Here is a 13,289-nt window from a genome sequence, read left to right on the forward strand (position 1 = left end):
GTAGAAATTAGCGATTAGAAATACTTTCAGATCTCTCCCATCATTAAATAATATCGTTTAAATAAAATTCAACTATCACGATTTATTCCATCTCTTTCACTTTTTCCTCAATAAATGCAATCTCATCATTATCCAATCCATATTTTTGGTACAGCTGTTGGTCAATATCTGCAACTGATTGTGACCAGTCTATATCAGAATTTTCGGTAAAATCTTGAAGAGGGACATATGCCCAGTTGTTTGGTGCATTATGCTGTGTTGTTTTTAAAATACCCAAAAGAGATCTTAAAAATTTTGTTTTTATATATTGAAGAAGATTCTTTGCTTCAATCTCACTATTAAATTGACCAATACTGATAAAAGTTGGTGTACATGACTCATACGGATATGCAACTACAGGGGTACTTAGCACTTCTCCATAATCTCCATTTCCATTTGATTCTGGAACAAAAACTTTGTATTTATCTATATTATTATTAAACTGGTATCGAGGGGTTAAATAAGATTTCTCGATATATTTGTATGTACGTTTTCCATTCTCCAAACCGAGTAATCTATAATATTTTTCTTCAGATTCAGTTACATTATCATAAAAATAATTCTTTAGAGTGTCAAAAGATGATGACTTAAGTTCGTATTCTTCATTAGGAGATAATTTAGTAGCATTAGGATGTCTTTTCTGGATATTTTTTAATAAAATATCCTTAGTATTAGGGTACTTATTCAGAAACATATCATTAAATTTTAAATCAGAACGCCCTCCAAACATTATTGATGGGAAATTACTAGCTGAATCTTTTGTAAAATGACTTGCTAATTTTCTCAAATTTTCATCTGGGATAAAATCATTAATAGCTCCAAACACTTTGGTACTATCCCTGTAGACAACAACCACCCCACCTTTAATTTCTGTATTCGGAAAGACAGCTTTTGAGTCTGAAGTATAATAAACAACGTTTATATGTTCATCTAATAACATTTTTTTGTTCCAATCTCTAGAAGTCAAACCTGTATTGAACAAAAATCTAGCAGGTGATATTAAAATGAATTTATCAGATATTTCTTTTGCTATATCATAGAAGAATGGATAGATAGCACCTTGTCTATTGTTTACACTTGTTGAGTCTTGATACGGCGGATTGCCAATCACTACATCAAATTTCACTTGCTTAAAGGCCTCCTCTACTTGTTTTTTTCCTTCCTCGATACTCTTTTTGAGAGTATCCGAAAAGTTTTCAATGTAAGCTACATTGGTCTTGTAATTTTTATAGCCAGCTAAGGTGCGGTCGGTAATAGTCTTGGCCATTGGAGTTTTAGCGATGGCATAGATATTATTTTCCAAGATACTACGGTAGACTTGTTCCGCATCAAAATGATTGTCATCATTCTTCTGCACATACTGGTAATAGAGACTCATAGCTGCATGCAGGGGGTAGAGACCGGTCTTGGCATTGATATCGATAATCTTGCTTTCTGAATGATAAATACTATCTGTCACATCTCTTTCCACCCAGTGAAGGTTTGGTTTTGCTCCATCTGTCATAGACTCAAAGTCATCATCGTAGAAGTTAAGCCCGCCAATCCCTTTAGAAATCTGCATATTGACTACACGCCATGGTGTCAGAACTGTTTCTTTATCAGGATTTTTAAAGCTTCCAAATAAAGTTGCAATTTCTTCTGCCCGCTGGATAAAGTCAAGGCTGTCAAATGACTTGGCACGTTGACGGATAATCCGTCCTGCTTCGATAAAGACCTCAGCATCATAATACTTGGTAATCTCTTTGAACATACCCTTTGTAAATCCTTTGGGCATAAATTCTTTCCATGATTCATCATCTACTTCATTGATAAAGTCTTGGATGGTGATATCTTTACTCAAATCCACATCCATTCCATAAATCATCATTGGAATGCGGATAGACACTCCCCGTAGGATAGAAATCATGTTTTTTTGCTGCTTACGAGCTTCTTTTAACTTCTCAATAGCTTCTTTTTCTTCCGGAGTCCGCTCACGAGCTTTCTTTTTCTTGGCACGCTCCGCCTTATCATACTCTTCATTTGTCAGTCCGCTGTCAGTAATAGTAACCGTAGCAGATGTCCTTTGCCTTTGTGTCTTACCCACGATGCTATTAATCTTGTCAAACATGGTCGCATCATCTGCTGTCAGTGTCAAAAGATTATCATTATAAAGACTGTCATCTTCAAATCCTGAACGAACAGCTTTTTCAGCATAAACCTTCTTAATCTGCGTCAACATCCGGTCTACGTTAAAAGACTCCATGCCATTATCACCTTTACCCAAAATCGGTAAAAAGTTGAGCAGATTTGTCATGGCTTGCTTTTGCTGCTGGGTATTTTTCTTGCCGACTCCGGAGTTGATTTGCGCACTCTCAGCCATAACAGTCAGAGCACGGTCAGGGGCAAAGTCAAAGATATAGCAGCGTTCCTTCATCCCCAATTTTTCATGTGAAAATGGAGTCTGCGCACGAAAGGCAGCCTGAAGGTAATTCATAGCACTGTTGGTATTGGATAAGAACATAATGGCTGTCCATTCTGGCACATTGACCCCTGTTGTTAGGCGACGGACAGTCAGCGTAATGGTCTTAGTTTGAGAAGGATTATCCGTAATTGCTTGCCGAACCTTTGCTAAGTCATCGCCTGAATTATCAATAACTGAATCCGTTTTATCATTTTGGACAACATTGACAATTTCATAATCTATACCAAATACAGGGTGCTCTTTCAAAAGTTTTTCAAAGGCGTTAGCTTCTTTTACGCCCGGCATGAGCCAAAGGGTATGGCGCAGTTCTTCACGATACGCTCGTGTCGAGAATGGGTAATTGGTCTCGCTGCTGGGATTGGTAATATGATCAAGGAATCGGCGAACATCTTCCTTGTAAAATAAATCCCCACTATCATTCACTCTGAAAAATTCACGGAAATTAAATGACTTATTTTCATCACTGAATTTCTCTTTATTTTTCATTTCAAAGGTATACATCAAGACTTCTGGAAGCACTTCATATGGGTTTGGTTTTTCTGGCTGTTCCAAGCTCCATTTCAGTTTAGCTTGCTGCTCCATAACATAGTCCCAAGTGTACACTTGTTCTGGGTCAAACTGGTCCAGAAGATTGAAAGGTGTACCAGACAATTCCAGAATTTTGGTATGGTCTTTTTTGACCAAGGCTTGCATGACTGTATCGCTTAGCTCTGTCTGGGTTCCCTCATGAGCCTCATCAATGATAATCAAATCCCAATCTACATCTGCAAATTCAGGAAGATTGGTTTGAGCCCCGTTGTATCGAAGTAGTTGAATTGAAGCAAAATAGATAAATGGCTGGTCTCCCGATTTCAAAGCAGACAGTTTCTCACCTTTATCAACTGATCCATAGATATAGCCGGCCTCTGCCATATCCATCTTTTGATAGTCTTCAAACCAAGAATCACTGACAACTGGTCTATGAGTCATGATGAGGACACGTTGAAATCCTTCTTGTTTAATAAGTTCTAAAGAGGTCAGAGTTTTACCAAAACGCATTTTGGCATTCCATAACATGCGGTCTTTTTTCTTAAAGGTCTGTTGTGTTTGTTTTACTGCTGCATCCTGTTCTGGACGTAAGATAATATCTTGCTTTTCTGTTGGATATTCAGCTAATGGCTCATTGATATAAGCCCGTCCTTCTTTTACTGCTTTAATGGCAGACTTAGCAGTCTCTAAATCGGTCTTAAACCATTCATTACCTTCAAGTATTTCCGACCGTTCGACACCTGAACGTTTTAATACTTCATGCACATCATAATCGTGAAACCAAGATTTAGTTTTTTTCTTATAAGCAAGTTCGACCCATCCTAGTTTGTAGCGAAGTCCCGAAGTGGTCATATATTGCTTAATCCGTTTAGGTGCAACTGTTCTTAAAAATTCACTATTAGGAGTCCAGTCTGCTTCAATATCATCAGATGCAACAGTCCCTTCACCAATCTTTTGAGTCCCTTCATAGGCAGGAAACATACCACTATCATTATTGACAGTCTGAACGTAAATAAATTTTCGTTCGGCTGTTGTGTAGCGCTCCTGTGCCTTTGGTTCTAAAAACTTGTTGTATAGATCCACTTTGATATTCTCATCCACATATTCCGTAACAAACCAGGCGAGAATCATATACACTTGTTCCAACGCTGCCAAGGCATTCTCTTGGGTTGCATCTTTCGGGTTCAGTACATGAGAAGAGCTATTACCTAGCTTTTTAATACCGAAGAAAGCATCCACAATTATTTTCTTATCAATATGGCGCTTGACCTTTTGCAAAACACCATGAAAGGTTGTGTGAGGAGGAATCTCAATATTCTTACAATCAGCAAAGAGATGCGCCGTATTTTCCGCAATTTTACGGACCTTTGTCAATACTCCTTCATAATCCAGATGAGCATAGTTATTCTCAGCCTTATTTGCCGTCTCAAAAAGCTCAGCAGTATCTGTATTTAGTTTTAAAAAATCAAAATTTGATGCCATAATATTTTAGTCTCCTAATGTATAAACCTTTTGAATCCTTACATTATTTGTTTCATTCTCAGCTGCATTTTCTTCGGATAATTCAAACAAACTTAATTGCCTTTTAACAACTTTATCCTCATCATCTATTATAACTTCACCGAATAATTCAGCAAATGCAAAACGAACTCTTTCAACCAAGCTCGGATGCCCTTTGACTCGTTTCCACTCACTAAACATAATGAGTTCATCTGTCACGGGATGCCTCTTTGTCAAAGTATTGCCTCTTACTATATTTCGATTGATTAGATAATGTGCAGATTTATAAAGGTCACTTCTACTAGTCAATCTCTCGCCAAAACATCTCTCAATCCAATCAAGATAATGCAAAAACATTCGTGATCGTGCTACTTCAAGATTGTCTTCTAAAAATTCAATGCCATAAATTGAAGATACAGCAAACAAAGACTTTGTCTTCCAATTTCGTTTATCATACTTCTGTGTGACAGCAAAAAGCTTTCGCTCAAGAATAGCTTCTAAAAAATTCCCGTCTCCAGCTGATGGTTCTAAAAAAGTAGCGTACACATCTTCTGTAGCCTCCTTAACTCCCGGAATATCCAACATTTTTTGAACCATCCATGATGGGGTAAAAACTTCACCGTGTTTTTGTACTCTATGCTTGGACTTTATAATTTTTTCAGTCACCTTGTCCTCATTTCTTAAAATACAATTGTTAAAAAAACAAGCATTAAAACTACCATTATTATATCATTTTCAACAGTTTTTTAACATGATAAACCATAAGAAAAAGGGGTTAATAGTTGGCATTTTTAATAATCAAGAAAAAAGAAACCCTTGTAGGGTCTCTCATTCAATCATCTACTTCCACCGCTCACTTTTGGACAGGGCAATCATCAGACCGCTGCCGGCCAGAAGGCCCAGGATGCCAAGGCAGATAAATTTCATAGGATAGAGCCATTCCTTGTTTTTCTCATGCCAGGTAGACTTCCAGAGCCTAATATAGTCACCGGTCATACTTTCGGGCTGGTTGAGCTGGACATGGATGACAAAGATCAGCAGGGGAACAGCAATCAGCCCCAAGACAATCAGCCAGTTTTTCTTCTTATCCGTTAACCTCATGCCTGCTCCTCAACTTCCTTTTTCAAATGGATTTCCGAATGCCGGTAGCCATAGCCAAAGTACAGCAGTATTCCCAGCAGCAGGGCAATCCCAAACGCCAGCCAGGTCTCTCCAGTGTACTGGGTCATAAAGGACAGGCAGATGATGATGGACAGGATAGGGGTCAGGGGGACCAGAGGCGTTTTAAACTCGCCTTCCTTGGGCTGTCCCCTGTCCTTGCGCAGCTTGAGAATAGCCAGCGCCAGCAAAATCAGATAAGCCAATGTGCAGATATTGAGAAAGGAAGCGATGCTGGCCAAAGGGAAAATCCCTGCACAAACGGCGGAGACAATTCCTACCAAAATCGTAGCATTCTTGGGAACGCGGCTGGTCGCCGTCAGCTCCTTAAAGGACCGAGGCAGGAGGCCGTCACGGGCAATGCTGTAAATCATCCGCGACAGGGCGTAGGTCATGGAGATGCAGACGGTAATCAGGGTCAAAATGGCCACCATGGATACATAGTTTGCCGCCCAGCCCAGACCGATACTGCGGAGAGCAAAGGCCACCGCATCAGAAACACCGAGCTTGCTGTAATGGACAATCCCGGTCAGGACCAGCGTTACCAAGATATAGAGAACGGTCACGATGGTCAAGGACAGGACAATTCCGCGCGGTACATTCTTTTGCGGTTCTTTGATTTCATCGACCGACATGGAAATGGACTCAAAGCCCAAAAAAGCAAAGAACATGAGCGAAGCACCCGCCATGATACCGGTCTGGCCGCCGTATATCTGACCAAAACCGAAGGGGGAAAAGTCGGACCAATTTTCCGGCTTGATAAAGAAAAGACCAACCAGAATAAAGAGAGCTAAGGCTGAGAACTTCAGCACGACCAAGGCTGAGTTAAAGCGCAGAGCTGCCTTGGAGTTCAAAAGGACAACCCCTGTAACAAAGACCAAGACCAGAATAGGCAGCAAGTCCACATAAGTACCTGCTTTTGGATTGAAGGTACCATTCAGAGCTGCTGGCAGCTGGATACCAAAGCCGCTCAGCAATCCTTTCAGATAAGAACCCCAGCCAGAGGCAACACCTGAGATAGCGGTCATGAACTCCATGATGGTCAGCCAACCGGCCAGCCAAGCAGGAAATTCCCCCAGAACCGCATAAATATAACTGTAGGCTCCGCCATTGGCAGGAATCCGTGAGGCAAACTCAGCGTAAAAAAGGGCCGAAATACTCACACAAAGCGCTGAAATGACAATCGAGACGGTCAGAGCCGGCCCAGCATATTTGGCCGCTCCAGTCCCTGTAATAGTGAAAATTCCAGTTCCTACCATGGCTCCAATACCAAGCAAAATCAAATCAGGAATTTTTAGATGTCGCCTCATACTAGTTCGTGACTTGCTAACATCTTTTTTACGAAAAATATCCATTATCATCTCCTCAAAAATATAGACGGTTCATTATATCACAAGTTTTGGCATTTAGAAACCGCAAAATTATTTCCGACCTTGCTTCCAACTATAAAAATAGAAAATAAGAAGCGATAGGCAAATTAGTCCGATAGGCAGAGCCACTGTCCATAAAGGATCTGTAATCTGCATTCTGTCTGACCAACGTTTAAGTAATCCAACTAGGAAAAGAGCAACAATCGGGATAAGCATCATTCGAAATAGAGCTTCTTTTTTGCTTAGAAAGATGGAAATAAGACTAACTAGGCTACCTAAAAGAATGACATCCCACGGCCAAGAGATGACAAAACCACCTACTCCCACCAAACTAGTTTCTGCTCCATATCTAAGTAAGACAGCCAGTATGATTGTTAAAGAACTAGCCAGCCATAATTGCCACTTTTTCCAATCTTCATAAATAGTCTTAGCCACTAAGTAAAAAATCACTTTTACAACTACCAGCCCTAAAACTGTATCACTAAGGTAAACTAGCGGAGCGATTTGCAAATAAGATTTACTGGCAAAACTACTTAGGAGACGGAAGAAGACCAAAATGGCCCCCACCATCAAACTGATTTCGAATACTTGTCGCCTACTGATCCTAGGACTGTCTTTAACTAGTTCATCTGCCATTGCTTGAGGATTTTCACCGAAAAATTCTTGAGCAGTAATTCCATCCTTCTCAGCGTCCGAAAAATCCAGTACCATCTGATATAACTGTTCACGAATAGCCCCTTCGTCATGAAACAAAGAGGACGAAGCCATATAAACAATTAAATCATCAAAATAGGCTTTATTTTCAGGTTTTAAGTTCTGGACTGAGTCATTTGTTTTTTGAATGAGTTCCTGAATATTGTTTTTTTCCTGTTTCATTTGCTTTTTCCTCCTCTGACATTTGTGACATTAGTCAGCAGCCCTTCCCATTGTTGCCAGAACATTTTCAGATAGAGTCGTCCTTCCTTGGTCAGAGAAAAGTATTTCCTATCTGGTCCTTCTGGTGATGCTTTGAGCCGACTCCTAATGTAGGTTTTTTTCTCTAATTTCTGAAGTAAGGGATAGACTGTCCCAGCTACGATATTAAATCCTTTTTCATTTAATATTTGAATCAATTCATAACCGTAGATTTCTCTTTGCGAAATGATTTCCAAGACGCAGCCTTCCAAGATTCCTTTTAACAGTTGCGTTTGTTCCATCCTCTCTCCTTTCATCTAATTTCAAATTTCTCTGTGAAAATTGACATCAACTAATATGCAATACATACTAGCTTTCTTACACTTAGTATAACACACTCTCACTACTTTGTAAAGCATAATAGCTGTATAAAAATAGAAGTTGGCAAACCCAACTTCTTACATTGAAATGATTTTACGATAACTACGCGATGTAATCGCAAAGACAATAATGTAGCTGATAAAGAAAATAGCACAGACTCCCAAGGTTACTGCCAGCATGAGTCCTGCATTGAGCACTCCCAGCATTTGCAGGATGAGGCTGAGCATATGGTAGGCAAAGGCCAGATGGACAAAGGCGAAAATCAGAGGCAGGAAGAAGACCGTCTGTACTTGCTTGCGGATAGTCTTTCTGATCTGCTGCTCGTCTAAGCCGACTTTCTGCAGGATGACAAAGCGCTCGCGGTCCTCGTATCCTTCGGAAATCTGCTTGTAGTAGATAACCAGCACTGTTCCCATCATAAAGACAATGGAAAGGAAAATACCGATAAAGAACACACCGCCCAGCATACCATTGATCTCACGCATACCAACAACGCCAGTTTCGCCGTGTACACCGCCTGCACCTTCCGGCAGGGACTGGTTGTAGTCCGCCATTTTCTTTTGATAGGCTGTATTCAGCTCAGCCTTTTCATTTTCTGAAGCCTCGATGTCCAGACCTCCGTAGAGGCTAGTATAAATGGCTAGCTGCTCCATCTGCGGTGCCAAGAGCTGGCTAGGATCCTTGGCGACCAGATACAAGCCTTTAGGCACTATGATATTAAACTCATCCGGAATCTTATTATAGACAAAATCTTCTGTCAGGACTTCCTTGACCGTCAAGGTCTGACCAGCCAGCTGCAGGGGCTGTTGAAAGTCAATATCTGCTCCCTTATTAAAGGCAGCCACTTCATTTTCCTGCAAATCCAGCTCCCTGCCAGTCAGCTTCTGGTAGTCCTCGCTGGAGAACATCAGGATATAGGTGCTGGGTGTAACAGCCCGTTGACCCTTGGGATAAATATCCAGCTGGTTGCCCTTCTGATGCTCAACGCCCATGGAGTAAAACTGATAGGTCTCCTGTTGCTTGACCTTCAGCTGATTCTCTGCTACAAACTCTGTCAAGACCTGATCCAGCTGTTCTTTTTTTGCATTTACACCGCCATTGATAGAGAAATCATGCGGAAACATAAGTTTCTGCATAAATTCCGCGCCAGAATAGATGTTCATGCCGGCAGAAAAGGTCACTAGAACCATTGTCGATAGGATGGAAATAGTAGCCAGCCCCACTGCATTTTTCTTCATCCGGTAAATAAGATTTGAGACGGAAATCATATTATTGGGCTGGTAGTAATACTTTTTGTTCTTTTGAAGAAGCTGCAGAAAGACTGTAATACCAGCGTTAAAGAGCAGGTAGGTTCCTAAAATGACTAAGAGGACTGCTCCAAAAAAGATGAAGATTGCTTCCATAGGATTCCGCACAGTCTGAGCCAGATAGTAGCCGTAGAGCAGAGCTGCCAGGCCAATAAAGGTCTGTGGCAGTAAAAACCGGCTCTTCTTCTCTCCGCTGGCCTTTTCCTTAGACATCTTCAGGGAATCAAAACGCAGAATTCGCCAACCATTAACAAAGACCAAGCCTGCAAAAATAAAGCCATAGAAAATAAAAACAAGAATCAAGACCGGTAGCTGGAAAGTTGAAACCAAAACCACCTTGGTCCCCATAAGCTTGAGCAGAAAGGCATAAATCAGCTGGTCAAAGAGAACACCAATAGTCAGCCCCAAGCTTACAGCCACTAGCCCGAAGATTAGTAGCTCAATAAAGGTCATAACAAAGAGATGGCGCTTATTAAGCCCCAGCATGCCATAAAGCCCCAGCTCCTTGGAGCGGTTTTTCATAACAAAGCTATTGGCATAAAAGACGATGATCCCGGCTGTGATGTTCACGATGACGAGCCCTAGGATTAAAACAGCTATAATCGAACTAGCCCCTGTCATTTTGGATAGATTGGGATTAAAAGCCAAGGAGTTGAAAATATAAGAAATAGCCACAGCCACACAGGTAGCCAGAGCAAAGGGATAATAGAGACGGCGGTTTTTAATCAGATTGGATACCGCCAGTTTTGCTGCTAATCGAAACACTAGTCCTTCACCTCACTTGCCATCACTGTCAGGGTATCGGAAATCTCCTGAAACATCTGCCGCTCGGTCTTGTCCCCGCGGAAGATCTGATTGTAGAGAATGCCGTCCTTGATAAAGAGCACCCGCTTGGCCCGGCTGGCTGCCGCTGTCGAGTGGGTCACCATGAGAATGGTCTGGCCCCGGTCGTTGATGTCGTCAAAGACATCCAGAAGGGCCGCCGATGACTTGGAGTCCAGGGCCCCCGTCGGCTCATCCGCCAGCAGAATCTCCGGCTCGGTGATGATGGCCCGGGCCACCGCCACCCGCTGCTTCTGCCCGCCGGAGATTTCATAGGGGTACTTCTCCTGCAGTTTGTTAATCCCCAGCTCATTGCAGGTCGTGACCAGCTTTTGCATCATCTCAGTGATGGGGCGGCGGGACAGGACCAGAGGCAGCAGGATATTGTCCTTGACGGACAGGGTGTCCAGCAGGTTGAAATCCTGAAAGACAAAGCCCAGCTTCTCCCGGCGGAAGCTGGAAGCCTGGCTGTTTTTGATGGTTGCCGTGTCAGTTCCGTTGAGAAAGACCCGGCCCTCAGTCGGCTTGTCCAGCATGGCCAGGATGTTGAGCAGGGTGGATTTCCCTGAGCCTGACTCCCCCATGATGGCGACATATTCTCCCTTTTCCACTGTAAAGTGGATGTCTTTGAGGGCTTCTACCTGACTGCCCTGAAAGCGGGTTTTATAAATTTTCTTCACGTGCTGTACGTCTAATAATGTCATACTTGAACCTCTTTTTCATTAAGCTTGATACTACTATCATACCGAAAAGACAGACAAGTTTCCATAACCTAATCTTTCATTTTGCCTGCCAATCTTACATTTTTGTCATCTTGTACTCCAAGTCGGATAAGAGAAAAGTCAACTGACCTTTCTCTTATCCTTGAATACTGGAATCTCTCAGTGACTGTACTGCAGCCAGAAATAATATTGACTGGAAGCACAGCCTAGGCGAGTCTTCTCGATTTCTTCCTTGGAAATCTTTTGAGCTTTAGGTTTACTTTGGCGATGGTTATAAAGATTGATTTTCATAGCGGGCCTCCTTCTTGAAATCTGATGATTAGTTTGGAAGATAGTTATCTTCTTTTTCTTTACACTTATAGGATACCGAATTCCCAAACTAGCTGCCATAGCTTTACCTTACATTTCAGCCTTTAAACTTACATTTTTGTCACTTAGAAAAATAGTTTTCGATTGCCCTTAAACTGCGTCAATAGGCCTAAATTCAACGATGTATATCAGCTTCATTCATCAAGAACATAAAAAAACCGGAATTTGTTTCCGGTTTTCATGATATATGTCCTAAATTTAAAGATATAGAAGTTTTCTTTCCAGAGGAGGTTCAGACTTCTGTCAATACTATCTTGAATAGGCTATTGTTATTGCCCCTCATCCCCAAATTTACCAGTATGAAGATGAGTAATAGTGTCATGACCAGGTAGAGGAGGCAGCCCGCCAGAATCCTTACGGCTGAACACTTCAAGCAAGCCCGGTGTCAATTGAGAATTTTTCAACTGCTCAGGGCTAATCTCATGGACAATTTCTGCTCCTCGTCCCGTCTGTATTTTATAACCAAACAGAGGGTCAATCAAGGTCCCACGCCCGATTGCAACTAAATCCGCAGCTGTATCCTCAATAGCAGCTTCTGCCTCTTCCTGACTAAAGACACCACCGATTGTAATTAGTTTGGTTTGTTCATCCAAAACTTCCTTAAAATGATCTGCATAGGTCTTGTCTGATCCTGCAGGTTTTGAAGCATAGCCAGCCAAAAGCGACAAATGGATGTAGTCTAGTTTGTGCTTGACTAGCTCCTTGACCAAAAGCTTGGCTTCTTCATAAGTATAGCCTACTTGATCTTCATGGATTTCATCTGGGCTAATCCGATAGCCAATAATAAAATCTTCCGGCGCATACTTGGCTGCAGCACACTTCACTTCCTCGACTACCGCCAAAGGAAAGGCCATACGTTTTTCCAAAGTTCCGCCCCATCTGTCCTGACGAACATTGGAAGTGCTAGAAAAGAATTGCTGCAGCAGATAGTGGTTGGCACCATGGATTTCCACTCCTGAAAAACCAGCTTGAACTGCACGTTTGACTGCCCGACCAAAATCCTTGATAATTTCAAGGATTTCTTCATCGGTCAATTCTCTCACCGGATATGGCAGGAAAGAAAAATCTAAGGCACTTGGAGCCAATACTTCCTCACCCTTCATAGCACGGCCAGAAGCTGCTATCCCACCATGATGAAGCTGCAAAATCGCTTTATTGCCATCCTTCTGAAGGGCAGTTGCTAATTTTCTCTCCCCTTCGATATGGGTATCAGAGTAAATACCTAATTGAACTGGATAGCCAGTCTGGTAACAAGGTCCTCCCGATGGGCTAACATAATGAAATTCAGTAATCAAAAGTCCTGCTGTCTGAGAGCGTGCTCCGTAGTATTGCAAAGTATCATCAGACACAAATCCTCCTTCTAAGCCACTAAAAGTATACATAGGGGACAGCACCAAACGGTTGGTTAATTTGGCACCGTGACGCAATTGAATCGGGTCTACAATTTGTTTAGACATAGTAAAAATCTCCTTTCTTCTTTGACAACTATTATAGAAGATTCAGAGGCCAAAACAAGGGCTTTTCAGTAAGCGGTATTAACCGTCAGGTATCCGGTAAGAAAACGATGGTCAGTTGCATAAAAAAACAAGAGGCTGAGACAGACTCCCATGATGGCTGCGTCCTCACCCACAGAGGGATGTGCCTTTGGGAAGATACCGTATAAAAGTCCTTCAGTCTCGCTTTGTTTTGGAAAAAAACTCTTGACGCGGTAGCTGATTGCTCAAAAGCTCCAGTGGAG

At 41.9% G+C, this 13,289-nt stretch carries 10 protein-coding genes; all 10 read right to left on the reverse strand.

Annotated features, from left to right (window positions below; all coding sequences use genetic code 11):
- Window positions 1-82: 82 nt before the first annotated feature.
- The 10 genes from DHL47_RS11150 to DHL47_RS11190 all read right to left on the reverse strand — a co-directional run bounded on the left by DHL47_RS11150 (window position 83) and on the right by DHL47_RS11190 (window position 13,008).
- Window positions 83-4,510, reverse strand: coding sequence for an Eco57I restriction-modification methylase domain-containing protein (locus DHL47_RS11150; RefSeq protein WP_209551931.1), 4,428 nt, complete (start codon window positions 4,508-4,510; stop codon window positions 83-85).
- 6 nt (window positions 4,511-4,516) lie between these two features.
- On the reverse strand, window positions 4,517-5,194 hold the full coding sequence (locus tag DHL47_RS11155) for a DNA methyltransferase family protein (RefSeq protein ID WP_209551932.1): 678 nt from the start codon (window positions 5,192-5,194) through the stop codon (window positions 4,517-4,519).
- Window positions 5,195-5,368: 174 nt separating this feature from the next.
- Entirely contained in the window at window positions 5,369-5,629 is a 261-nt protein-coding gene (locus DHL47_RS11160; RefSeq protein ID WP_128835810.1) for a hypothetical protein, read from the reverse strand.
- The gene (locus DHL47_RS11165) at window positions 5,626-7,041 is read right to left on the reverse strand and encodes an amino acid permease (RefSeq protein WP_209551933.1); all 1,416 of its coding nucleotides are present in this window, start codon (window positions 7,039-7,041) and stop codon (window positions 5,626-5,628) included. Before DHL47_RS11165 ends, DHL47_RS11160 begins: the two co-directional genes overlap by 4 nt.
- 66 nt (window positions 7,042-7,107) lie before the next feature.
- Entirely contained in the window at window positions 7,108-7,932 is an 825-nt protein-coding gene (locus DHL47_RS11170) for a DUF1129 domain-containing protein (protein WP_128835805.1), read from the reverse strand.
- Window positions 7,929-8,252, reverse strand: coding sequence for a PadR family transcriptional regulator (locus tag DHL47_RS11175; RefSeq protein ID WP_128835803.1), 324 nt, complete (start codon window positions 8,250-8,252; stop codon window positions 7,929-7,931). The genes DHL47_RS11170 and DHL47_RS11175 overlap by 4 nt, the downstream gene beginning before the upstream one ends.
- Before the next feature lie 156 nt (window positions 8,253-8,408).
- Window positions 8,409-10,403, reverse strand: a complete 1,995-nt coding sequence (locus DHL47_RS11180) for an ABC transporter permease (RefSeq protein ID WP_209551934.1) — start codon at window positions 10,401-10,403, stop codon at window positions 8,409-8,411.
- Entirely contained in the window at window positions 10,403-11,164 is a 762-nt protein-coding gene (locus DHL47_RS11185; protein ID WP_209551935.1) for an ABC transporter ATP-binding protein, read from the reverse strand. Before DHL47_RS11185 ends, DHL47_RS11180 begins: the two co-directional genes overlap by 1 nt.
- A gap of 177 nt (window positions 11,165-11,341) precedes the next feature.
- Window positions 11,342-11,473, reverse strand: coding sequence for a hypothetical protein (locus tag DHL47_RS13545; protein WP_275043216.1), 132 nt, complete (start codon window positions 11,471-11,473; stop codon window positions 11,342-11,344).
- A gap of 347 nt (window positions 11,474-11,820) precedes the next feature.
- On the reverse strand, window positions 11,821-13,008 hold the full coding sequence (locus DHL47_RS11190; protein WP_209551936.1) for an NADH-dependent flavin oxidoreductase: 1,188 nt from the start codon (window positions 13,006-13,008) through the stop codon (window positions 11,821-11,823).
- Window positions 13,009-13,289: the final 281 nt, after the last annotated feature.

It is taken from the genome of Streptococcus panodentis (genome assembly GCF_017884005.1).
Classification (GTDB): domain Bacteria; phylum Bacillota; class Bacilli; order Lactobacillales; family Streptococcaceae; genus Streptococcus; species Streptococcus panodentis.

What these genes read in the sequence shown, in the direction of transcription:
- DHL47_RS11150 (WP_209551931.1), bottom strand. Translation starts at nt 4,510, where the DNA reads ATGGCATCAAATTTTGATTTTTTAAAACTAAATACAGATACTGCTGAG.
- DHL47_RS11160 (WP_128835810.1), bottom strand. Translation starts at nt 5,629, where the DNA reads ATGAGGTTAACGGATAAGAAGAAAAACTGGCTGATTGTCTTGGGGCTG.
- DHL47_RS11165 (WP_209551933.1), bottom strand. Translation starts at nt 7,041, where the DNA reads ATGGATATTTTTCGTAAAAAAGATGTTAGCAAGTCACGAACTAGTATG.
- DHL47_RS11170 (WP_128835805.1), bottom strand. Translation starts at nt 7,932, where the DNA reads ATGAAACAGGAAAAAAACAATATTCAGGAACTCATTCAAAAAACAAAT.
- DHL47_RS11175 (WP_128835803.1), bottom strand. Translation starts at nt 8,252, where the DNA reads ATGGAACAAACGCAACTGTTAAAAGGAATCTTGGAAGGCTGCGTCTTG.
- DHL47_RS11185 (WP_209551935.1), bottom strand. Translation starts at nt 11,164, where the DNA reads ATGACATTATTAGACGTACAGCACGTGAAGAAAATTTATAAAACCCGC.
- DHL47_RS13545 (WP_275043216.1), bottom strand. Translation starts at nt 11,473, where the DNA reads ATGAAAATCAATCTTTATAACCATCGCCAAAGTAAACCTAAAGCTCAA.
- DHL47_RS11190 (WP_209551936.1), bottom strand. Translation starts at nt 13,008, where the DNA reads ATGTCTAAACAAATTGTAGACCCGATTCAATTGCGTCACGGTGCCAAA.